The 23,837-nt window shown below is 42.6% G+C and carries 20 protein-coding genes; 13 read left to right on the top strand and 7 right to left on the bottom strand.

Features of this window, described 5'->3' with window-relative positions; all coding sequences use genetic code 11:
• The first annotated feature begins 239 nt into the window (after positions 1–239).
• The 6 genes from V7K84_RS10740 (at position 240) to sds (ending at position 9,783) form a co-directional block, all read left to right on the top strand.
• Complete coding sequence (locus tag V7K84_RS10740) at positions 240–1,718, top strand: cation:proton antiporter (protein ID WP_334837947.1); 1,479 nt, start codon at positions 240–242, stop codon at positions 1,716–1,718.
• A 613-nt stretch (positions 1,719–2,331) separates the two neighbouring features.
• Positions 2,332–4,212, top strand: a complete 1,881-nt coding sequence (locus tag V7K84_RS10735) for an N-acetylmuramoyl-L-alanine amidase (protein WP_334837945.1) — start codon at positions 2,332–2,334, stop codon at positions 4,210–4,212.
• 356 nt (positions 4,213–4,568) lie between these two features.
• A complete protein-coding gene (locus V7K84_RS10730; RefSeq protein ID WP_322690425.1) occupies positions 4,569–4,724 on the top strand; it encodes a hypothetical protein in 156 nt (51 codons plus the stop codon).
• On the top strand, positions 4,721–6,622 hold the full coding sequence (locus V7K84_RS10725; protein WP_334837941.1) for an N-acetylmuramoyl-L-alanine amidase: 1,902 nt from the start codon (positions 4,721–4,723) through the stop codon (positions 6,620–6,622). The genes V7K84_RS10730 and V7K84_RS10725 overlap by 4 nt, the downstream gene beginning before the upstream one ends.
• A 129-nt stretch (positions 6,623–6,751) precedes the next feature.
• Positions 6,752–7,618: a glutamate racemase gene (gene murI, locus V7K84_RS10720; protein WP_334837940.1), complete on the top strand. Its 867-nt coding sequence runs from the start codon at positions 6,752–6,754 to the stop codon at positions 7,616–7,618.
• A gap of 1,193 nt (positions 7,619–8,811) precedes the next feature.
• Entirely contained in the window at positions 8,812–9,783 is a 972-nt protein-coding gene (gene sds, locus V7K84_RS10715) for a solanesyl diphosphate synthase (protein ID WP_094352494.1), read from the top strand.
• 556 nt (positions 9,784–10,339) lie between these two features.
• Here the strand turns inward: sds and V7K84_RS10710 are convergent.
• A complete protein-coding gene (locus V7K84_RS10710) occupies positions 10,340–10,813 on the bottom strand; it encodes a hypothetical protein (RefSeq protein WP_334837938.1) in 474 nt (157 codons plus the stop codon).
• 204 nt (positions 10,814–11,017) lie between these two features.
• Between V7K84_RS10710 and hetZ the strand changes: the two genes are divergently transcribed.
• The 3 genes from hetZ to V7K84_RS10695 all read left to right on the top strand — a co-directional run bounded on the left by hetZ (position 11,018) and on the right by V7K84_RS10695 (position 16,169).
• Complete coding sequence (gene hetZ, locus V7K84_RS10705; RefSeq protein ID WP_094352496.1) at positions 11,018–12,223, top strand: heterocyst differentiation protein HetZ; 1,206 nt, start codon at positions 11,018–11,020, stop codon at positions 12,221–12,223.
• Positions 12,216–13,193: a PatU gene (locus V7K84_RS10700; RefSeq protein ID WP_334837936.1), complete on the top strand. Its 978-nt coding sequence runs from the start codon at positions 12,216–12,218 to the stop codon at positions 13,191–13,193. Before hetZ ends, V7K84_RS10700 begins: the two co-directional genes overlap by 8 nt.
• A gap of 660 nt (positions 13,194–13,853) precedes the next feature.
• The gene (locus V7K84_RS10695) at positions 13,854–16,169 is read left to right on the top strand and encodes a transglutaminase TgpA family protein (protein ID WP_334837934.1); all 2,316 of its coding nucleotides are present in this window, start codon (positions 13,854–13,856) and stop codon (positions 16,167–16,169) included.
• A gap of 28 nt (positions 16,170–16,197) precedes the next feature.
• On the opposite strand, the gene V7K84_RS10690 is transcribed toward V7K84_RS10695, so the two are convergent.
• Positions 16,198–16,809: a LexA family protein gene (locus tag V7K84_RS10690; RefSeq protein WP_334837932.1), complete on the bottom strand. Its 612-nt coding sequence runs from the start codon at positions 16,807–16,809 to the stop codon at positions 16,198–16,200.
• A gap of 60 nt (positions 16,810–16,869) precedes the next feature.
• On the bottom strand, positions 16,870–17,055 hold the full coding sequence (locus tag V7K84_RS10685; protein WP_334837931.1) for a hypothetical protein: 186 nt from the start codon (positions 17,053–17,055) through the stop codon (positions 16,870–16,872).
• Positions 17,056–17,563: 508 nt separating this feature from the next.
• Here V7K84_RS10685 and V7K84_RS10680 point away from each other — a divergent pair.
• Complete coding sequence (locus V7K84_RS10680; protein WP_334837929.1) at positions 17,564–18,898, top strand: hypothetical protein; 1,335 nt, start codon at positions 17,564–17,566, stop codon at positions 18,896–18,898.
• A 151-nt stretch (positions 18,899–19,049) separates the two neighbouring features.
• Here V7K84_RS10680 and V7K84_RS10675 read toward each other — a convergent pair whose 3' ends face one another.
• From V7K84_RS10675 to V7K84_RS10665, 3 genes are all read right to left on the bottom strand, one after another.
• Positions 19,050–19,487, bottom strand: coding sequence for a response regulator (locus V7K84_RS10675; RefSeq protein WP_334837927.1), 438 nt, complete (start codon positions 19,485–19,487; stop codon positions 19,050–19,052).
• A 178-nt stretch (positions 19,488–19,665) separates the two neighbouring features.
• Positions 19,666–21,033, bottom strand: a complete 1,368-nt coding sequence (locus tag V7K84_RS10670; RefSeq protein WP_334837961.1) for a DUF3370 domain-containing protein — start codon at positions 21,031–21,033, stop codon at positions 19,666–19,668.
• Between the two features lie 31 nt (positions 21,034–21,064).
• Complete coding sequence (locus V7K84_RS10665; RefSeq protein WP_334837925.1) at positions 21,065–21,586, bottom strand: pyroglutamyl-peptidase I family protein; 522 nt, start codon at positions 21,584–21,586, stop codon at positions 21,065–21,067.
• 58 nt (positions 21,587–21,644) lie between these two features.
• Between V7K84_RS10665 and hisH the strand changes: the two genes are divergently transcribed.
• Both hisH and rsmD read left to right on the top strand, forming a co-directional pair.
• Complete coding sequence (gene hisH / locus V7K84_RS10660; protein ID WP_322674225.1) at positions 21,645–22,280, top strand: imidazole glycerol phosphate synthase subunit HisH; 636 nt, start codon at positions 21,645–21,647, stop codon at positions 22,278–22,280.
• Between the two features lie 83 nt (positions 22,281–22,363).
• A complete protein-coding gene (gene rsmD, locus V7K84_RS10655) occupies positions 22,364–22,909 on the top strand; it encodes a 16S rRNA (guanine(966)-N(2))-methyltransferase RsmD (protein ID WP_334837924.1) in 546 nt (181 codons plus the stop codon).
• 138 nt (positions 22,910–23,047) lie between these two features.
• On the opposite strand, the gene petG is transcribed toward rsmD, so the two are convergent.
• Positions 23,048–23,161, bottom strand: a complete 114-nt coding sequence (petG, locus tag V7K84_RS10650; RefSeq protein WP_063721252.1) for a cytochrome b6-f complex subunit V — start codon at positions 23,159–23,161, stop codon at positions 23,048–23,050.
• Positions 23,162–23,370: 209 nt separating this feature from the next.
• Between petG and V7K84_RS10645 the strand changes: the two genes are divergently transcribed.
• Positions 23,371–23,745 carry a c-type cytochrome gene (locus tag V7K84_RS10645; protein ID WP_099100046.1) on the top strand — a complete coding sequence of 125 codons (375 nt, stop codon included), beginning with the start codon at positions 23,371–23,373 and terminating at the stop codon, positions 23,743–23,745.
• Positions 23,746–23,837 lie beyond the last annotated feature (92 nt).

Below are 23,837 nucleotides of genomic sequence, written 5' to 3'. Positions count from 1 at the left end.
CCATCAGTTTTTCACAACTCAAGTGCGATCGCTAGATACGATTTATATGTTCTTACTTTGACACTGCGATCGTCAAAAGCTGAAATGGTTACATTTTTTGAAACTAAAAAAATTACACTAGTACTGCATAGCGTAAATGAAACGTTTACGCCGTATTCCTTTTGAATTCGGATTGCTTCACCATAGGATGTTTTTCAGAAACGCGTCAGAATCAAAGAGAAGGATTTTCAGAGAACCTAATGCATTTGTTAGATCCAATCAACTTCTCTTTTCCTCTGCTGGCCAGCGCAACACAAGCCGCAGACAGTTCAATGGTAGTCGAAGCAGTGCTACTAAGCTTAGTAGTCGTTTATCTCGCCAGCAAAGTTGGTGGAGAGTTATCAAACCAAGTGGGTTTGCCGCCTGTTTTAGGCGAACTCGTTGGCGGTGTAGTAGTTGGCATCTCTGTTTTCCACCTTTTAGTGTTTCCAGAAGGCGGCACAGACAGTTCTAACTCTTTGATTATGTCCTTCCTTCAAACTACTGCTGGTTTAACGCCTGAAGCCACTCCAGCAGTGTTTGCAGCCCAGTCCGAGGTCATATCCGTTCTGGCAGAATTGGGTGTGATTATTCTGCTATTTGAAATCGGCTTGGAGTCGAATTTAAAAGATTTAATGGCAGTTGGTATCCAAGCCACTGTTGTCGCAGTAGTTGGGGTAGTAGTACCCTTTGCGGCTGGGACTGTGGGGCTGATGACTTTGTTTGGGATTGGGGCTGTACCCGCAATTTTTGCAGGGGCGGCTTTGACTGCTACTAGTATTGGTATTACTTCCAAAGTGCTTTCAGAACTGGGGCGACTCAATTCTAAAGAAGGGCAGATTATTTTGGGTGCTGCTGTAATTGATGACGTACTAGGAATCATCGTTTTAGCGGTAGTTGCCAGTTTAGCTAAAGACGGCGTGGTGGATGTCAGCAAAGTCATTTATTTGATTATCAGCGCCACTGGTTTTATTTTGGGAGCAATCCTACTAGGCAATGTTTTCAATAAGTCTTTTGTAGCGATCGCCGATCAACTCAAAACACGCGGTGGACTGGTAATCCCAGCATTCGTCTTCGCTTTTGCTATGGCATACCTTGCCGCCGTTATCCACTTAGAAGCAATTCTGGGAGCTTTTGCGGCGGGTTTAGTTTTAGAAGAGACAGATAAGCGTAAAGAACTGCAAAGGCAAGTCTGTCCCATTGCTGATATGTTAGTGCCAATTTTCTTTGTGACTGTTGGCGCAAAAACCGATTTGGGAGTGTTAAACCCAGCAATTCCCGACAATCGGGAAGGTCTAATTATGGCAACTTTCCTGATTACAGTAGCCATTCTCGGTAAAGTAATCACAGGTTTAAGCGTGTTTGGTCAACCGGAAATCAACCGTTTAGCGATCGGTGTGGGGATGATTCCTAGAGGCGAGGTTGGACTAGTATTTGCTGGTGTTGGCGCTGCCAGTGGCGCTCTCTCGAAACCATTAGGAGCAGCAATTATCATGATGGTTATCTTGACAACCTTTTTAGCTCCTCCGTTGTTACGATTTGTGTTTCCAGATCCAAAAACTGTGGACGGAAGCTCAGAGCAACCAATTTTAGACGGTTCCTCTGGGACTTCGTTGGTAATTGAACCACCTCAGTCGAGGGTGCCAGCATCAAATGACAGCAGCAATTTGGGAGTAACTCCAGATTCTGGCGATCGCTAATTATTGAGAATGGGGAATGAGGAATGGGGAATGGAGCATTGGGAAGAGAGAAGGAAGAAACTTGTTCAATATAATCTCCTCTGCTCCTCTGCTCCTCTGCCCCTCTGCCCCAATTGCGCAGTGGAAACTTCTATCCTCAAATCTCCGTCCCGTGTGATTGTAGAATAATCATTTGTTTATAATTTCTACCAGCCTTCAGAATGTTACTTAATTTCTAGTCTCCCTTGGCTTGTGAGCCTTTATCTGAATATTTTCCAGATAATCGGGGAGTAACACTCATAAATCTTGCTAGATCGTTTGACAGTAATGGGAATTATTTACTCAGTGCATCGATGGCAACAAAGAACAAACACTTATCAGTAAACAGCTATCAATTATCAGTTTTCTAGCTTTATTGGGAGTCAAAGTTCTCCACCTGTAAAGGTGGAAGGTTTCGCATGGGGATTTAAACTTAATTTGAAACCCGATAAATGATTTAAGTGTGTCTAAATATCGGCTTAAAAATCGAACAAGGGATTCAGAAGTCAAGTTTAGGTGGTGATGGTGTGATGATGATTTACCAATGAGTTGAGATATTGACGGCTCCCATGAATGTGAATTAGGAGAAAGGACTGTGAAATTACATTGGTTACTAGCCAGCACTATTGGAACTATCTTCATGCTATCGTCGCCAGCAATGGCCGCGAGACTTGAATCTTGGCGCTTTGATGCCAATCAAAATAGGCTGGAAATTAATACTGTGGGAGCAGTTCAACCCCAAGCACAACTAATTTTCAACCCAACTCGGCTGGTAATTGATTTGCCGGGAACTACATTTGGTCGTCCGCAGTTAACTCAACAGGTGGGTGGTGGAATTCGCTCAATCCGTGTTGGACAGTTTGATGTAGATACAACACGCATAGTTGTCGAACTTACTCCTGGTTACAGTTTAGACCCCAAACGGGTGAAATTTGTTGGTACAAGTGGCGATCGCTGGACGGTGCAATTACCTACGCCAGAAGTTGAAAAAGTAGCTTCATCTCCTAGAAGTGCTTACAGTGTAGTTACCCCAGACTCAGAACGTCAACCTAGTATTTCAAGGGTTGCTACTACTACACGAGGGGCAACTCAAATTGAAAACTTACAAGTGACAGGTGATGGGTTGTTCATTCGCACCAGTGGTGGTAATCCGCCGATTCAGGTAATTCGCAGCCGCGATCGCGCTACCATCTTCCTAGATATCTCTGGTGCATCTTTATCACCACGTCTGACGCAGCAGAGTAATATGCCCGTTAACAAACATGGTATTAGCCGCGTCGAATTTACCTCATTGCAAACCCAACCTCCTGGTGTCCGCCTAACTTTGCGGGTAGATAAAAATAGCCCAGATTGGCGAGCAAGTAATAGTAACGATGGTGGTTTGATAGTTCTACCTAGTCGGATTGTCAGATTGCCTGGAAGTAATAATTCGGACAATCAGTCAGAAGCCGTTTCCTTTCCCAATAGACCATCTGCCAATAACTCGCCAGCAACAATTGAATCTGTGCAACTTGCCGATAATGGCAAACAACTGCTAATTAGAGGCAACCAACCTTTATCTGCTACTGGAACCTGGGATAGATCCTTAGGTATTTTCCGCGTCACAATTACCAATGCCAAGTTAGCTCCCAGAGTTACAGGGCCTACTTTTGCTCCCAATAGCCCCATTCTTCGGGTACGTCTGCAACCTCAAGCATCCAATACAGTGGTTGTTTTAGTTCAACCCGCAGGAGGAGTGCAAATTGGGCAACCCCAGCAAATCGGCGACCAGCTTTTGGCTCTACCAATACAAGGTTCTCGGCGAATTGTCAGCCTCCCCGGAAGACCACCCTTTGCTTTACCTGGGCTACCACCGCCAAACCGCGGGCCATTCCCTGACCCAAACAATCCAAATCCTCAACCCTTAAGACAACCACAGCGCCGAGTTACTAATGGGCGAGTGGTAGTTATTATTGACCCCGGACATGGTGGTAAAGACTCAGGAGCGCTTGGCATTGGGGGGGCACGCGAAAAAGATGTTATCTTGCCTATTGGTAAGAGACTTGCTGAGATTTTGCAGCAAAATGGCGTACAGGTTATTATGACGCGGGATTCTGACTATTTTGTTACCCTTCCAGGACGGGTGCAATTAGCAGAACGAGCTAATGCTGATGTATTTGTTAGCATCCATGCTAATTCCGCAGGTGCGAGTCGTCCCGATGTTAATGGGTTAGAAGTCTATTATTACGACAGTGGACTCGATCTAGCTCGCATTGTCCGTAGTAGCATTCTTCAAAGTATTAGTACTCTCAAAGATAGAGGAGTACGGCGAGCTAGATTTTATGTCCTCAGAAAAAGTTCTATGCCCTCCATTCTCGTGGAAACGGGTTATATGACTGGTCGGCAGGATATGGCTAGGCTCAGAACTTCAGCTTACCAAAATCAAATGGCAGAAGCGATCGCTCGTGGCGTTCTTCAGTATCTAAAGAGAAGATAAGTAATTTAGTCTAAATTTCTAAATTGTTGAGTAAGTACATCTAATCTTTACCATTTTTATCCAATTTAGTAGTAAAACAATTTAAGTATTCTTGCGGCGGAATAAGAGTAGCTTCTTTGTTATTGTCATTTGATACTTTGCAAGTCAACAAATTTTGGATTTTAGACTGTCCTGTGGAACGCTACGCGTAGCTTGCTTCTTTGGAGGGTACGGCTACGCTCAGTCGAACAATTTTGGATTTTGGATTTGTATCACCTACAACAGGTGTTAGTGTAGCAAGACCCTAGTCTGGCAGAAAACTAAAATCGGGAATCTAAAATCTAAAATTGGCAGTCAAATTTATATAGGCTAGTGGCATGGCAAAATCAGAGGAGCGTGCTATATTTTACGCCATTAGCTGTGTCTTAATAACAGCGCAAAACTCAAGTGTGCGCGGTGACGGTGTGAGGATTAGCCAATATGTTGAGATGTTGACGGCTCCCATAAATGTGAATCAGGAGAAAAGACTGTGAAATTACGCTGGTTACTATCCAGTACTATTGGAACCATCTTCATGCTATCGTCGCCGGCAATGGCCGCGAGACTTGAATCTTGGCGTTTTGATGCTAATCAAAATAAGCTGGAAATTAATACTCAAGGGGATGTTCAACCTCAAGCACAATTAATTTTTAACCCGACTCGTCTGGTAATTGATTTACCAGGAACCACATTTGGCCGCCCGCAGCTAACCCAACAAGTGGGCGGTGCAATTCGTTCTATTCGTGTTGGGCAGTTTGACGAACAAACAACGCGTATAGTTGTTGAACTAACTCCTGGTTATAATTTAGACCCCAAACGAGTGCAATTTGTGGGTACAACTGGCGATCGCTGGATAGTGCAATTACCTACGCCAGAAGCCGACAATGTACCGACAAGAAACACTGAGGGGCAAGCAGAACAAGCTATAGCCACTGATACTTCACCTAGAACATCTACACAAACATTTCCCCCAAGGAATATTTACAATGTGGTGACAAGCGGCTCTGTAAATCCACGGAACAACAGAATGCTTGTCGCCAAAGTTACTCAAATTGAGAACTTACAAGTCACTGGTGATGGTTTTTTTGTCCGTACCAATGGTGGTAATCCTCAGATTCAGGTAAATCGTAGCAACGATCAAAAAGCAATTAACATCGACATTGCTGGCGCAACTCTATCACCAAGTTTAGAGCAGCGAGATTTGTCAATTAATCGCTATGGTGTTAGCCGTATCCAGTTCACCCAGCTGCAAACCAGCCCATCTGTTGTTCGCCTGACTTTACAAGTAGATGAAAATAGTCCAAATTGGCGAGCAACCACTAGCAGTGTTGGTGGTTTTGTGGTTCTACCCAGTCGTGGAGTCGCCCAGCTGCCTGGAGGTAATAGTCCGCGTCCCATAGCACCAAGTAACACACCTGCTAACATTCAGTCTGTGCAACTGGCTAATAATGGTACACAACTGCTGATTCGAGCCGACCAAACTTTATCTGCTACAGGCGGCTGGGATAGAACCTCTGGTCTGTTCCGCATCACTATTAACAATGCTAAGTTAGCTCCCAAAGTCACAGGCCCGACTTTTAATCCTAATAGCCCAATTTTGCGGGTACGCCTGCAACCACAAGAATCCAACACTGTCACCGTCTTGGTTCAACCAGCCGCTGGAGTACAAATTGGGGAACTCAACCAGGTTGGCGACCAGCTTTTAGCTTTAGAATTACGACGCTCTAGTAGCAGCATCACACCGCCCATTGCTTTACCTCCCCTGCCATTACCAGACCAAGGTCAATTACCAAATCCCATAGATAATCCCCGTCCAATCTCCCAGTCACAGCCACGCCCCTCAGCTCCTAGAGGGAAATTGCTAGTAGTTATTGACCCAGGACATGGTGGAAAAGACTCAGGTGCCCCTGGTCTAGGGGGACTTTTAGAAAAGGATGTAATTCTGCCTATTGGGAAAAGGGTAGGAGCTATTTTAGAGCAAAACGGTGTACAAGCTGTACTCACGCGGGATGCCGACTTTTTTGTAGAACTTCAGGGACGAGTAGATATTGCCAAGCGAGTTAACGCGACTTTGTTTGTCAGCATTCACGCCAATTCCGTTGATAATCGCCCTGATGTCAATGGGTTAGAAGTATATTATTACGATAGTGGTTATGGTCTGGCTGAAGTAGTTCGTAAAACCATTCTCCAGGATATCGGTACTATTAAAGACCGAGGAACCCGCAAAGCCAGATTCTATGTTCTTAGGAAAAGCTCCATGCCTTCGATTTTGGTAGAAACAGGCTATATGACTGGTTACGAGGATAATCCCAGATTGGGAACACGAGAATATCAAAATCGGATGGCAGAAGCGATCGCTCGTGGCATTCTAAAATACTTACAGCAGAGGTAATATAGTACAAATTACTAATTAAAGAGGTGGTATTTAAACTTCTTTGACGCGCAGAATTTAGTGGTCAAATTGGAGATTGTCTGCTAAATTCTGTATTTTAAATCCCAAAACCTAAATATATATCTGCCTGTGTATTCATCTTCCATTTTTGAAGGGAATCTTGACGATTTTTCCGATCGAGAACCCCAACGTGCCCCAATTGGCATTTTTGATAGTGGTGTGGGTGGGCTAACAGTACTGCGACAAATATATCGACAACTCCCCAATGAATCAATTGTTTACTTTGGGGATACAGCTAGACTTCCTTATGGAATTCGTTCACAAGCAGAAATTTTACGATTTACACGTGAAATTATTACCTGGCTACAACAGCAGCAGGTAAAAATGGTAATTATGGCTTGCAACACCAGTTCTGCTTTAGCCCTAGAAACCGTGCGTCAAGAATTCAGCATACCTATTTTGGGAGTAATCCTACCGGGTGCAAAAGCTGCGGTGCAGCAAGGAAAGCGGATTGGTGTAATTGCCACTCCAGCTACAGCTAAAAGTAATGCTTATAAGCACGCTATTCTTGAAATTGCTCCTGATGTCCAAGTCTGGCAAGTTGGATGTCCAGAGTTTGTGCCACTGATTGAGCAAAACCGCATTCACGACCCTTACACTGCGGAAGTCGCACGAGGCTACCTAGAGCCTTTATTAGAGCAGGAAATTGACACCTTAGTTCACGGCTGTACCCATTATCCCCACCTTACACCAGTACTGCGATCGCTCCTCCCCTCTCAAGTCCAGTTGGTCGATCCAGCTGTTCATGTTGTGGCAGCTTGCACCCAAGAACTAGACTTACTAGGCTTAAAAAATACTCACCTACCATTGCCAACTCGCTTCGCCGTCAGCGGTTGTCCGCAACAGTTTTCCCAGTCAGGAGTTCAGTGGCTAGGCTATACCCCAATGGTTGAAGAGGTTTCCTTCACTGATATAGCTATTTCCCAACTCCAATAAAACTAATTAGTCCCTAGTCCATCGTCCTTAGTCATTTATCGAAACAAATGACGAAGGACGAAGGACAAATGACTATTGACTATTAACTGATATCTCCTGTTTATGTTTTCCTTCAGTAGATGAACGGAAACTTGTAGGAACAGTCTTTGTACCGGTTCGCTTCGCCAGTGCTAATAACAGGTAGACTGTGAACAAATATCCAGAGGCTAAAATAAAAATCATCATAGGTATACTTCCGTAAATCATTGTTCTACTAGCACCCTTCTAAACGAATATAAAATTCCATAAAATTAGTAGAACCTCAGCCAAGCAAGTGCATTCTTGATGGCTGTAGTTTCCTATGGTAAAATTACCTATATAGACAAAATCCTCTACGGACGAAGAATTTATGAGCTAATGCGACTTCTTGCAGACCATAGATCCCACAGCAGTTAGTTTGCCGTTTAGCAATCTAAAACTACGATTTTCAGCGGTCTACCCGATCTGCTTTATTTTTGCTCAAACTGCTGTGAAAAGAGCAATGCTTGCGCTCTACGTGCGCTGAGTACGTGTAGCGACTTCCCATAGGGATATCACACAGCTCCAAACCAGGAGTTTTGCCTATCGTAGGAAAAATTAAAGAATTTATTCCCTTAATCTAACCGACGAATATTTATTTTAGACTCACAACACCAAGTCAGTAAAATCAACTAGTCGCTGACTTAACTTTTGGGGTGCGAATATCTTACAAAATTTAAAATTCCTATATTTTAGCGTAACACAACGACCCTGAATTTTGAGCTTATTCGGCTGCTAAATTTCAAATTTTTTGAAGAGCTACACCTCAATTTGGAGAAATTTAGCCTTGCCTCTTAGCGACGAATTTAAAACGCTGGATTTTTGTCAATAAGTAATATTGCTTAAATTATCTTGAGAACTGTGGCAAGAAAGGTGAGATGAGAAACTACTTAACACAATTTAATTTGGAATTTATCCCGTGTACTGAGAATTCATCTTTTAAGTTAGTTTAAAGTTTGAGTAGCCACAAAATAAGCACAATTACTTATTGACAAAAACCTCGACAACCTTAATTATCACCCATAGACTCATAAAAATGGGATTACCTTATGAAAACTTTGCGCTGGCACAGGGTTATCTTAAAATGAGTATAGGATATGTAAACTTTCGTAACCTAAGTCAGAGTCCGCCCATACATGACCCCAGCCACCTCCCTGTTTACCCCTGTGGAAGCAGACCTGCGACTACTAGCAGATAACCTAAAACAGCTAGTTGGAAATCGCCACCCCATTCTGTTTGCAGCAGCCGAACATTTATTCGGAGCTGGGGGAAAGCGTATCAGACCAGCAATTGTCCTGCTAATATCGCGGGCAACAATGTTAGAACAAGACATTACATCGCGTCATCGCCGCCTTGCTGAGATTACAGAAATGATTCACACAGCAAGCTTGGTACATGACGATGTGGTAGATGAATCAGACGTGCGGCGAGGCGTTCCTACCGTTCATAGTTTGTTCGGGAACCGCATTGCCATCTTAGCAGGAGATTTTCTCTTTGCCCAATCGTCCTGGTATTTAGCAAACTTGGACAATTTGGAGGTAGTGAAACTGCTCTCAGAAGTCATTATGGATCTAGCTACTGGGGAGATTCAGCAGGGACTAAATCGTTTTGATGCTGGTATCTCTATTGAAACTTACATTGAGAAGAGTTACTACAAAACAGCTTCCCTAATCGCCAACAGTTCTAAAGCTGCTGGGTTACTCAGTGAAGTCTCGCGAGAAACTGTTGAGCATCTGTATAGCTACGGCCGTCATTTTGGTATAGCATTTCAAATTGTTGATGACATTTTAGATTTCACCAGTACAACAGATACCTTGGGTAAACCAGCGGGGTCGGATCTTAAAAGTGGTAATCTAACTGCACCCGTTTTATTTGCTTTGGCAGAAAAACCATCTTTGGAAGTGCTGATTGAACGAGAGTTTGCTCAAGAAGGAGATTTAGAGCAAGCACTAGCACTGATTCAAGATAGTCAAGGTATACAGCAGGCGCGAGAGTTAGCTGCTCATCATGCTAAGTTGGCAATTGAACATCTTGCAGTTCTCCCATCCTCAGAATCCCACCAGGCATTGATTAACATCGCTGAGTACACACTGAGTCGCCTCTATTAAATCAGTGATCGGAGTTCTCAGGTAGAAAGTGGGGATTTAGATGTAGGTGTGTTGTGGCTTCCGTAACGTACCGAAAACCTGAAGTGTTGTGTTAACGCTTTAATGCACTAAAGCAGTTTAATGTTTAATTCAATCCACTTATTTAACAGGTAGAAAGTGGGGTTTTATTTGGAGGTTCTTATTAGAGATTTCCAAAAAATAAATTACTACTACTTCTGGGGTGGATAGTGTTCGACTGAGCGCTTACTCTAAATACTTGCCCGCTTTTGGCTACTGGCCACCTCACAATAAAGAATGGGATTATTTTTTGATGTGAAAGTTCTTAAGTATAAAACTCTGCTTCACTAGGAAACTAAAACTTAAAAACGGAAAAATGTTCACTGATAACTATTTTTTAATCAATTTTAGGTTTCACCGAAAGTTGAGTCACTCGTATGATGGAACGGAAAGAAAAAATTTCTTTTTTTACTGATTTAGAAAACTTTTTTAAAGAAATTTGAGATTTAAAATTTTGGATGTGGGATTGTATCTAAAAAATCCCACATCCAAAATTTTTCTATGCAATATCAGGGGGGATCTGTTTAGGCGATCGCTGTTGTCGTAACTGTTTCTGCATAAGTTTTTCTAGTTCAGTGCGCCGAACTTCGACGGTATGAGTGGTCTTACCCGGCGTCTCCAAAAAAACGATACTATCTACGGGTTCTAATGCCACCAATTGGAACAAAATATGGGTGACAGGAGTAATTTTAGCTAGCATTTGAGGGTCAAGCCCAGCAGGGGAAATTAGAGAGACATCCTGTATGGTAGGGAAAGCGTAAATCACACGCTTTTCCAATCCTGGATTAGCACGATTGCTCAACGTAGTTAAAACCCAGCTTGCCTCCGAATTTTGGAGAATATAGTACTGGGAGTAGCGTAACTTTTGAGCGATCGCTCTAAGGGCAGGAGCAATTGCTGCAACAAGATGTGGTGTCATACCATCGCGGGGTGCATTGTCAATCAGCAATTGAATTTGTGCTTCTAAATCCATAATGACTTGTATACGGCTCTTGGGTAATGGCAATAACATCTATCAAGTGTGAACAATCCCATCAGAATTGGGAATAATAAAATCAGCCATATCCTCAATATAGGATTGGCCTGCGTTTAGCTTATACGTAAAACCAAACCAGCCAATACCCACAGTCGTACAGGTTGTATTTAAGTAAGTTAGGGTCTTTTGAAAACCGAGACTATGAATTCAGCCGCAACCGCAACTATTCCATCTGCAACTATTCTGGGAGAAAATTCTACAGGCGTGGAGGCGATCTTTCAACTCCTGTCCAAGGAGTTTCAGCAGTCAACTAAAGCTTCGGAACAGAATTGCCACGATGTAGCAAGACGTATCACCACCGAAGTCTACCGGATTTGTCATGAGAGTAAACGTATCCAAGCTTCTGGGTCTGTAGAAAGCTCGGCGATGACCCTGGCTCGGCATCGGCTGCAACAGTGTCTCAGGTACTATCAGTTGGGTTCAAATCGGGGCAGAGTCGAATTACACAGTACTTTGAGTGCAATTATTTATCGATATATTAATCCGCCTCAGAAGCAATTGAGCTATCAAGGGCGACTGACTATAATTGAAGATTTCTTACAGAGTTTTTATCTAGAGGCGTTGAACGCTTTCCGCCGAGAAAATCAGCTTGGTGCCACTTATCGCCCTCAGACGCTCTTGGAATTGTCCGAGTATATGGCATTTACCGAGCGCTACGGCAAGCGACGCATTCCCTTACCAGGCCGTCAGCAACAGCTAATTATTCTGCGGGCGCAAACTTTTTCCCAACAGCAGCCTCCAGAAACCAGCGTAGATATAGAACAAGCCGCAGAAGGTAGCAATAATGAAGGTGACGGTTCTTGGGAAGAACCAGCAATTCACCAATTGCGCTCCACAATGGCAACGCAAGCCGAACCCGAACCCGAAGAAGACACCTTGCGTTCCGTTGTGGTTACAGAATTAATGAATTATCTCGAACAACGGCAACAATCTGACTGTGCTGATTACTTTTCTCTTCGCCTCCAGGATTTATCAGCACAGGAAATTGAATCGGTTTTAGGTTTAACTCCTCGTCAGAGAGATTATTTGCAGCAGCGCTTTAAGTATCATTTGATTCGATTCGCCCTGTTGCACCGTTGGGAATTAGTTCACGAGTGGCTGGAAGCTTCTTTGCATACCAATTTGGGTTTAACTCCCCAGCAATGGCAAGTATACACAGCACAGCTGGACAATAAGCAACGGTCTTTATTAGAGTTGAAGCAACAAGGACAAGCTGATGAAAAAATAGCAAAAACTTTAGGGCTGTCAATGGCACAACTGCAAAAACGATGGTTTAAGATTCTTGAGCAAGCTTGGGAAATTCGTAACTCATTAGTTTCCGGATCGGGTGCATCTACTCATGAATAGTGACTCAGAATCCTTACAACACCGGTGTCTCGATTGGTTGTTGACAGATGATGTCAAAAATAACGAGCAATCGGTAGAATGTGAGGAAAATGACGGGGTAAAAAAACTCCTCAATGAAGCCACTGCTTCAAAAAGCAGTGAGCCAAAATTGGGAGGAACGCCCCAGACCTTTCAATTGGGAGAAATTCCTACTGTGCAAGATCGTTTTCAAGCTGTCCTTAAGAATCGGTTACAAATCCAAGCTCAAGAGCACCCACCGTTGTTTCCCTGGGAAACACAATTAATCGAATATCCTGATTTTGTTGATGAGCCTTCAATGACACTCGTTCCTAGCTGGGGATGGATGGTACAACAGTCAAAGTTGACCTTGCCAACCCGCTTACCGGAAAGAGTTTTCCAGCAATTGCTAGAACAGTGTCAGGCTTTAGTGACATCTTCAGTGCCGTTGGGGGCAAAATTAGTTCAAGTGGTGGAGAACTTTTTTCCCAATGAGTCTCAAGCACTAAATGATATAGCTGGATTGGTGTTAAGAAGCACCTATCGGTCTGCAAGTACTCTGGAGACAATGCCCGCTATTCAGAGCGATTACTCAGATTTACAACCGCGTCAACAGATGGCTTTGTCGTTGCTAGCAGCTAAACAACTGCTGGAAAATCTGACTCTACCAGTTTCAGCAACCAGCCCGGTGGTAGAAAGACAATGGCTAACCAGTGTTGGTGCTTTGAACATCAGAGTAGAATACCAGTCTCTAGGTAAACTTACGAAGTTGCTTGTTCAAGCTGAGTTACCTGTTAAAGGAACTTTGACGCTGCGGGGAAGTGGCACTTTAGCAATGACAACATCTTCGACTTCGGGATACTTAAATGTAGAGTTAGGCTGTGAGCAACTTAACCCAACTTATACTCTGGAAGTTGAGTTTCCAGAAATAGACGAACAGTCGTTGTTGTTTGTGATTAATCCCACTGTGTAACTTTAATTGCCACCTCTGGTACGTAATGCCGAATAATCTTAAGGTAACTATTTCTTAGCTGTTGCCTTGGGCTTTTTCAGTCTCTAGATACTACTAGCAACAGGGTGCTTCCTTATACTGAAGTGTGATTACAGGTAAGCAGTGGGTGTAAACTCACCCTCCATCCCATAATTGATTTTTTGTGGGTACTCGTCAGTCTACTGGGTTACTAGCAAAGCCTGAGGAACGAGTTAGTTCCTTGTGTTGTGCTGATTTCGCCTTTATTTTACCAAGCCACCAATTTTTCACAACGAATTTATTCGGTTGGGTTGTTTTTTTATAAAAAATTATGTTTGCGCTTGACGTTACAGTTCGCGGTAACGTCATATCATGTTCGATTGATTACTTACTTAAGCCGAAGAACCCCACCTCGCTTGGGGGGCTATGGTGTACACACAAGTCTGAAATAGCTGATTAACCAAGGTTTTACCCCACCCTAACCCTCCCCTGATAAAGGGGAGGGAACTTATTGGGAGGATTTTAACTTTTAAAATAGGCGCTAAACCTTCATAGATGCGTGAAGGCAGGATAAGAAAGCTTCTTCTAACGGGAATACTTTAAAGTAGGGCGAATAGTTTTGTCCTCAGCATTGTTTCCGTGGAATTTTCACTTAGACTCGAAATGCTTAACTTATCCAAGATAAATCGGTTTTGGCGTGTAGGTAACTTCTGGCGGCAAAATCCGCAGGGGTCGCCTTTGATTGAAGTGGAAGATTCAATTTTATTGCGGGTGCTGGTGCTAGCGTTGGTTATTTTGGGAATTGTGGCGACAGATATTGCCGCTGAGACTTCATTCAGTTTTTGGGCGTTACCCCTGAGTGTAGTGGGTGCAATTTGGAGTTATTATCGTCGCCGCGATCGCAATATTGCAATTCAATTCTGTATCGCCATCGGAATGTTAGTAGCACTGGGTGCTTTCTTTGGGCGATTAGCGGGAGAGTTGAATGATACGCGGTTGGGTTTGGCAGAGTTATTAATTCAACTCCAGGTGTTACACAGCTTTGATACACCCCGCCGGAAAAATTTGGGCTATTCGATCGTTATCGGACTGATTTTATTGGGTGTGGCAGCAACCCTAAGTCAGACTTTAGCATTTGCACCTGTGTTGCTGTTGTTTTTAGCGATCGCTCTGCCAACTCTAGTACTAGATTACCGCTCGCGCTTGGGTTTGCAGCCATTAAAAGCTCAAAAGGAAAAATTCAATCAGAAGAATTCCTCAAGTCTTAATTTTAAATTTTTAATTTTAACTTTTTTAATAATTGTCGGTCTGGGGCTGGCAATTTTTGCTGTTTTACCCAGATTTCCCGGCTATCAATTACGGAATTTTCCTGTAAGTTCTGCCATTCAAGTAAAAAGTAATTTCACTGGTCGTAGTATCATTAATCCCGGTTATGTCCGCCAAGGTAAAGGTGAGAGTCAAGGCAGTGGTAGCGGTGGTACGGGACAAAATAAAACTGGTCAACCAGGTAAAGTAGATAATAATTTTTATTACGGTTTTAATAGCCAAATGAATCAAAACCTGCGGGGCGAGATGAAACCCAAGGTTGTCATGCGGGTGCGATCGCAAGCTGAGGGTTTTTGGCGAGTATTAGCATTCGATCGCTATACAGGTAAGGGATGGGAAGTTTCTCGCAATGAAAATGTTACGACTGTTAGGCGATCGCCTTGGTCTTACCAAATTTTTCTTTCCCCATCTGTACTCACTGGTAAAACCCAAGAGGTAGTACAAACTTATACAGTGGTGTCGGATTTGCCTAATCTGATTCCGGCGATGACTTATCCCAAGGAAGTTTACTTTCCAGCACCAGTCATCGCTGTTGATAAAGAAGACGGATTGCGATCGCCTGTAGAATTATCAGAAGGTTTTACCTACACAATAATTTCTGAAGTACCATACCGCGATCGCACTTTGTTAGGTGAAGCTTCTACTAAATATCCCCAACAAATTAAAAAGCATTATCTGCAAATTCCTCCCGAAATTGCTGAAAAAGTCCGGCAACGTACCGAAGAAATCCTCGCTAACTACAATCAAGAAAAAGTCGCAAAGTCTGCTAAAAGCTTGGATTCACCTTATGAGAAGGCTCTCTATTTAGCTCAATATTTAAAGCAACGCTACTCTATTCCCCAAAATCCCTTAGACCTACCTTATTTGAGTGAAAAAGAAGACTTGGTAGAAACTTTTTTGTTTAAGCAAAAGGGAGGCTATCCAGACCACTTCTCTACAGTTCTCACGGTGATGCTACGTTCCATTGGCATTCCAGCGCGGTTGGTAGCAGGGTTTAGTTCAGGAGAATTTAATCCATTTACAGGACTGTACGTTGTCCGTAATACTGACGCTTATGCGATGACAGAAGTGTATTTTCCTAAATATGGTTGGTTTGCCTTTGACCCTATTCCCAATCATCCTTTGATACCACCTTCAATTGAAGACACTCAGACTTTTAGTGTCTTGCGCCAATTGTGGCATTGGGTTGCTGGCTGGCTACCTTCTCCGGTGACAGGTTTGTTGAATAATGTATTTGAGACAATATTTAAATGGGTGATTAGAGCGATCGCTTGGTTTTTAGCTTTATTCTCTCAAGGTTGGTTCGGCGTGTTAACTGGCTTAATCTTGTCAACTACAGCAGCTTTCTTTGGTTGGCTGGGTTGGGGTCAGTGGCGAGAGTGGCGCAACCGTCGCCGGTTAAAGAAATTGCCAGCGATGGAGAGCCTTTATCAACAAATGCTGCAATGGACAACCCAAAAAGGTTTAGGCAAACATCCAGCACAAACACCTTTAGAGTATGCCAGAGTCTCATACCAGCATCATGCTCTAGCAACTGCTGAGGTTATAGATGAAATTTGTCAAGCCTATGTTGGCTGGCGTTATGGCGGTCATACACCTAACTTGCAGCGATTGCGACAAAGATGGCAAGGTTTGAAAAAAGCTGCTAAGTAACTTATCAATGAGTCCTCCTGTAGAAAGGTTATCTATTCGGCAACCTTTTTGATAAATTGCGACGTATAGCACTTTTCACAATTCCTGAAATATAAATTGCTCCTTCAGAGCGTCTGATTGGCTCGTGGTTCTCGTTCTCCGATACTAAAACTACCTCTCCTTTTTCCCTGCTATAACGTTTAACTAAAGTCTCATCATCCACAGAAACTATAACAATCTCTTGCTCCTTAGGCTTTTGATATAGAGGATTAATCAATTCAACAATTAACCAATCACCAGGATATATACCAATACCTATCATTGAGTCTCCCATTACAGGTAAGATGACCGTTTTATTTGATTCATTGATCAGTTCCTCACGGAGATCAATTTCTTCATAATCGATGTTCATTGAATCTCCTCCAACGCTGGATGTGCTGTGTGTGCCTGCTGATACTGCATAGTCATACTTCCTGATTTTGCGAAACTCTGCCGAACGTAGAGCATCTATCAATTCTTTTCCTCTTATTCCCTTTTCCCAGAGGTACTCTATTACCACAATCAAGTCATTGCTGATTGATGAAGGAACACCAATCTCTGCAAGTGGCTCCCCAAATTTATATTTACGACCTGAACCTTTTCTGGAACCGCCTCTAGACATAAGCAATCATCCTTTGTGCAAGTTTTCGCAATTTCTCATATTTCCCTAGTAAAAACCTTACTAATTGTGTTTGTCTTGCAAAACTTTTGCAGGGTGTTCTTGATTAGCTGAACTGCTAAATTGTAGATGAGCAATACCTAAGGCAAGTATGATATGCAACAATGCAATGAGAGCTTTTTCAGAGAAAATAACACTCAGTCCAGTGTTATAATTTGCTTCCTTACTCTGATTAGGATCGCTTTTCATAATATGCCTGTAATAAAATCTACAAATACAAAAATAGTACAAACGAACTATGTTTGCATAGTAGGTTTTGAAAAAAGTCTGGAAATCAAACTCCTATATTCCCATTTTTCTTTATATTTATAACTCTCAAAAAACTCCTACCCCAAGAAATTGAATTCATTGGATAAATTCTCTCAAGAGTTTTTTGTACAAGAAACTCTGGACTTTCTGCGCTTTATCAAGTACAAGCAAGAATCAGAAAAAAAGATGCGCTTCCCCTACAGTTCCATTCTCGGATGAGGTCGCGTAATTCTTGACGAGCAATTACATCCAGTCTAATTGTGGATTCGTCGAGGAATAGTATTTTAGGTGTATGGAGTAAGCAGGCTGTGCAAGATGTCGTCTTTAGTATGCCTGCATGATAAAACCTATTTTGCTAAGTGTGCATCTCCATAAATCTAGCTATTGCTAGATGCTGAAATTCTCTCAAAAGCTATAATCTACATCTGTTGCACCGAGAGATTAACTTGTGGATGTCATATTAGAACGATCGCACGAATTAAAACAAGCCTTAGTTGATTTTGTCCTTGATGCTGAAGGCGAACTGGCACAAGCACTGGAAAGTTATGCCGCAGAACAGTTACGTCGTGGAAGTGGGGATAGTACGCAGCAGGACTTAACCATCGATAGCTTTTTGACAGCCGGGAAAGTCGGTGATAAGTCTCCATTAGAGTTGTTTATCGAAAGCCATCCAGATTTAGCAGAAAGCGATCGCAGCTTAATCAATAGTTGGCATCATAGTTTTATTGGCTTATTTGCCATAACGAATATTCTAGCTGATGGCTTTGAATTGACAAATTGGTTAACAGATAAACACTACATTGTCAAGCCAAACAATACTCAAACATTACAGGCAATATCTCGGTTGAAAGTCGGAGAAATCTTGCTAACTCGCATTTCTCCCGTTACCGATAGCTACTGGATGTTTTCTGGGCCTTACACAATAATGGGTAAATTAGGTAAACCAAAACTTGCTGTAGCAATTGGTAATTTCAAAGAAAACTATAAAAGTAATCTTTACAGCGATGCTCCAGACTTACTAGAAGAAGCCTGGCAGTCAGTAGAAAAATATCATCAGCAGTTTGTGGACTTTTTTGGGACTGATGAAATCACACTACCTGGATACCAGCTCAATAAAAAAATAGCGGAATTTCAAGAAGTAATTACTGAAAAAACCTTTGCAGCCGCAGGAATTGATACTTCTAAATCTCTTGCTGAAGTGGCAGAAGCAGCTGGAATTGGCGACGAAGAAATAAAAGCAGCCGCAGAAGAATTTGGTGCAGATTCCAACGTAGTCTCTGAGATGTTTAACAGCAAAAGCAGCAAGAGCAAAATGGTTATGCCAAAGGTTGATTTGCCTGCTGAACTCAAGAAAGCAGAACAGGTAACGGCTCTCTCTCATCCCCGTTGGGGACAAATGTTTTTACCAACATATAGTAAAGTACAAGCCATCTTATCGACAGAGGACTGGCAAAGTGTTCAAGGAGCGGAAAAACTAGTTCGCTATTACCTCGAAGATAAAAGTATTAATGCTTTTATTTGGCATCGATTAGCACAACAGTATCCAACTCAATTAGAAAATGTGTTGCAAACATTTTTGCAACGTCCAGAGTTTAGGCTTGAAAGTGACTTGGATGCACTTTTGCAAGAATTCCACAAACCTATTGAGCCAGAGTTGCCAGACATTGCCAGTGTACCCATACATTTGCATAACTTATTTCAGGAAGCTTTAGGAGAAGTTAACAAATCTAAGCCCAAGGGTAAGGGGCAACAAAAGCCAGCAAAGGGTTTTCAACGAGGTTAACAAATATATTGAACATTTTACCCTATTCACTTAGGGTTATATGGTTTCCTTTCTTAAACTCGTTTGTAGGAGTGTATAGCTAGCTATGCGCTTCCACAGAGTATTGCGCGAAATCAGTATCAAAAACGAGATCGAGGCTAGCTAGTTATATTTACAGATCGGTAGATAACAGGTGGACAATCTCATCTACAATTTCTTCTGGACTCTCAAGCTTGACTAGAAATCGATTAAAACCAGCATTCAAAGCCTTATAGCTTGATACTTCCCGTGTATAAGAAGTGATAGCGATCGCAGGCAACTGCCTTAAAAATTGGCGAGAATGCACTCGAATTTGCTTAATTAACCAATTTCCATCATGTTCGGGCAACTTCATGTTGCACACCAGAATATCGGGATGAAGCGATTCAACTAAGGCAAGAGCTTCTTCTGCATCGGTTAAAGCCATTACCTCTGCACCAGCTGCTTCCAAAATGAAGGTGAACAAATCTGCAATATCTGGCTCATCCTCTACCAGTAAAATCAAGATTCCAACAAGCGGCTGGAGCGAATTTAATTCAGTTCCTTGATTCATTCTTTGATCGGTTGCCATGCCGTCCCTTTATTGCCTGCTATAGTTTGCTATTTCTATTGCAACGCATGGGGCGGAATAAGTATTCACCCTAAATATAGAAACTTGGGATGAAAAACTTGAGAACAGGCTTTAATTATTTTTTGGTAACAGGTAATTAGAAAAAAACTCTTACCGATTACCCATTACCCATGACTTCTTACCGAGGTTCAGTCTGAGTTGAAACTGTTAATACTTGCGGTGGTGTAGCATCCGGCGGATAGAGAAAGTCTACTTCTACCAAAGAGCGATCGCCTGGTTTCATCTTTAATAAAACTAACGGTTCTCCTGCTTGACCTCTCTTTTGCACTAAATGCACAAACTCAGTTTGTGGCTGATTTTGGTCATTTTTGTAACGTACTCGCACTGTCCCTCGAAAAAATACTTGAGGAGCTGGTGTACTCAAAAAGCGTAACCCTGGTTTGACTAACCGATCTTCCTTGAGTGGTGTTTGTATCGACACACTAACAGTTTGAGAACTTTGAGTATTGTTGTATAACGGCAACTTCAGATTATATTGAATTCCATAGTTGCCATGAGCGCGATATGCGGTGTCAGGATAGCGCACTAGCATAGGCGCACTTTGAATTTGACCAGTTCCTAATGTACCGCCATGCAGGGTACTCAGAGCGTAGGAAAACACTTGACCAGACTGGGGAATAGTTAGATATCTAGCTTTAGGCTTATCTACTAATAAGGCTCTCCATCGTGAACCACCAACCACTCCCGCAACACGCCCATAAATTCTTGGCTTTCCAGTTTCTTCTAGGGGAGTGGGGGTTTTATCGCGTGGGCCAGCCACATCACTATTATTAAGTAAATTTTGCCACTCTTCTAAAGTAGGCGATCGCTCACTGCCATCAGGATTCTCCCGTGCAAACATCGCTAGGCTAGCTGCATAGACAGTGCCATCACTTTGCAGTCGCATGAATGTAGACCGACCATTTAAGGGTGGTGTCAATCCCTGCACAGGAATTGGTAAATTTAGTAACATCCGACTCTGCTTTGGTGGAATCTCAATTTGGGCAGGAAAAATCTCTTGTCGCACTCCCCGAAGCACATCAGACATGACGCGATCGCCTGGCCCGGCAAAAACTTTACCTAAAAGGTTTTGGCTAAAAGATGGTAATTGAATAAATGGTGCATCCGGTTGACTCAAATAACTCGCCGCCTGCCAAATATTTACCTTCACTGTTTCCGAACTAGGGTTATGCAAAATTATCCCTAAATAAAGAGAACGTAAATTCTCTGCTGGTTCAGCCCTGGCAACGTGATGGGCAAAAATATCAAATCGTCCCCGAAAAGGAAAATTCAGATGCGCTGTTGGCACTTTTTTCCCATTTGGTGGAAAGGTAGAAAGTAAGATTCCTTCCTTCAAAACCAATTCTGGACTATTGCTGTTAAACGTTGGCACTGTATCCAACTTACCTGGTAAAGGTCGTACTTCTTGTGGTTGTACAACTTCTTCAGGTGGTAGCGTGGCAGGAGTTAATTGGGCTATCGGGAAAATGAGTAACAATGGCAACATATACTTAGATATTTCTTTCACCATACAGACATTAACAGCTTGATGAAAGTGCCAGTTTGTTAATAATTAATACGAAATCGGCAATAATCCCCATCAAATTTTCTTGATTGAGAACCGGAACGTGGACAAAAATACAACGTGCCGTGAGTTGATTTTGGCTTAAGTAGTCCAACACTGAATAGTAAAGACCCTCGCAAACAAATTTCCCACAGTCGTGGCTAATCTGAATTTTTTCTGCTCCCACCACCAATTTTTCTAAATCAACTTCTGTCTGTAAAATACTTTCTCCACAGCTAGCAACTGCTTCCACGCTTAATTGTGTACGGCTTGCAGCCATGCCACAACAGATAATGTAATCAGGTTGGATTGCCTTGATTTTTTCCATTACCTGAGTACTGGCAAGTTGCACATCTACGGGTAATTGGCGTAAAAAAGTTAAGTCATGTGGTATCAACTCAAGTTTGGTAACTTCAAGTAATAAATCATCAGAAGAATTTGACTGTTGATCTTTTAGCCAAGTGTCAAAAGAAGTTAATAGAATTCTTTTCTTCATAACAAATATTATTTAGAATAGAAAAACCCTCCATAATAAATTTACAAGGAGCAGGTAAATGCCAGTAATTGCGGTCGTAGATTATGAGATGGGAAATTTGCACTCAGTTTGTAAAGGCTTGGAAAAAGCTGGGGCAACTCCTAATGTTACTTATTCTCCAAAGGAATTAGAGCAGGCAGATGCTATAGTCCTACCGGGAGTGGGAGCATTTGATCCAGCAGTGCAACACTTGCGATCGCGTGGTTTAGAACAACCGATTAAAGAAGCGATCGCATCTGGTAAACCTTTTTTGGGAATTTGTTTAGGATTGCAAATTCTCTTTGAATCAAGTGCAGAAGGTACTCAACCAGGACTAGGAATTATCAAAGGAAAAGTGCGGCGGTTTCGCCCAGAAGCTGACATCACTATTCCTCACATGGGGTGGAATCAACTAGAAATCACTCAACCAAAAAGTATTTTGTGGGAGCATTTACCGTCAGATCCTTGGGTATATTTTGTCCATTCCTACTATGTTGACCCAATAGACCCGCTAATTCGTGCAGCAACTATTACTCACGGTACTCAAACCGTCACAGCTGCGATCGCCCATGAAAACCTGATGGCAGTACAATTTCACCCCGAAAAATCCTCTAATATTGGATTGCAAATCCTGTCTAATTTCGTTGCTCAAGTCCGCGAAAAAATTCCTGCCTAATATTCTTTTTGTCATTTGTTCTTTGTCTTTTGTCTAAACTAATGACCAATGACTAATGACTAATGACTAATGACTAATAACCAATGAGCCTGAGAATTTACGGTAATCGCCAGCTAAAAACTTTACCAGGTAAAGAAACTAGACCCACTAGTGCGCGAGTAAGAGAGGCAGTCTTTAATATTTGGCAAGGAGAAATTGTAGGTTGTCGCTGGCTAGATTTGTGCGCCGGCACTGGTTCAATGGGCGCAGAGGCTTTGTGTAGAGGAGCCAGCGTAGTAGTGGGAATTGAACAATCGAGCCGAGCCTGTGCCACCATCCAACAAAATTGGCAGCAGTTAACTAATGCCGACCAGGAATTTCGGGTATTGCGGGGAGATATTACCCAGCAGTTAAAGACTTTATCAGGTAAGCAGTTTGATAGAATCTACTTCGATCCACCTTATGCCAGTGGATTGTACCAGCCAGTATTAGAAGCGATCGCTCACCATCAATTTTTAGATCCTAGCGGCGAAATCGCAGTTGAACACGCCTCACACGGTTGGACACCGCCAGAGATTCCCGCTTGGGAAATTTGCCGCCAGAAAGTTTACGGCAACACATCACTTACTTTCTACAAAAATGTGGAATGAGAGGAGAGGGAGAATATCAGAGAGCAAGGGGAGATGAGGCAGCAGAGGAAGCAAGTAAACAATTATTATTCCCCCTCATCTTCCTCATCCTCATCATCTCCCCCACTCAAAACTCAGCACTCAAAACTCAGCACTCCCTCATCCCCCCAACTGATTGGGGCGCTTGTATTGCTTATATGCAGCGTAAAAAAGTCCGGCGAGAGTTACGAAAACTAGACCAAGGACAATACCTGATAGCAGGGGTTCAACCACTGTAAATCTCCTTTTTGTAATTATTAAATATTCGTTGCCTGTTTTTGATTTTACCAAATTTCGTATGAATCCTGCGCCCTTCAGCCTTTTGGAGGGCGACTGTCCACAAAAAAATAGTCTTCTGTGCTTGCAGACACAATCAAGAACTTTTAAGCTATGTGTAGGAAATGAAAACTTTTTAGCACACCTAGACTTTCACAGCAAACCTTTTGGATAACCAGATTACCAAACCTGAAATTTTGATTCAGCGGATCGTTTTATTGACGCTGGCTATACTGCTAGCAGTCCCTTTGGGCTTTTTTGGTGTTCAGTTGGTTCAAGCCTCCGATCCATACGTCAAGAGCGTTCTATCCCTAACAGGAAACCCAGTTCAAGGACACGCGATCTTCCAAATTAACTGTGCTGGTTGTCATGGCTTGGAAGCAGACGGGCGAGTGGGGCCCAGTTTGCAAGCTGTTTCAAAGCACAAGTCTCGGTATGGGCTGATTCACCAAGTGATCAGTGGCGAAACACCGCCAATGCCAAAATTCCAACCTAGTGCTCAAGAAATGGCGGATCTTTTGAACTATTTAGAGTCGTTGTAGGGCGTGTCATCAATTGAGCCAAATAACAGAAGCAGCTAGATAAATTGCACCGAGAAAGTTGGTCGCCCGTTTATCATAGCGAGTTGCGATCG

Source organism: Nostoc sp. (assembly GCF_036917315.1).
In the GTDB taxonomy this organism is placed as follows: Bacteria; Cyanobacteriota; Cyanobacteriia; order Cyanobacteriales; family Nostocaceae; genus Nostoc.
Note: the sequence above shows the minus strand (reverse complement) of the source record. Positions and strands in the feature narration are given on the sequence as shown.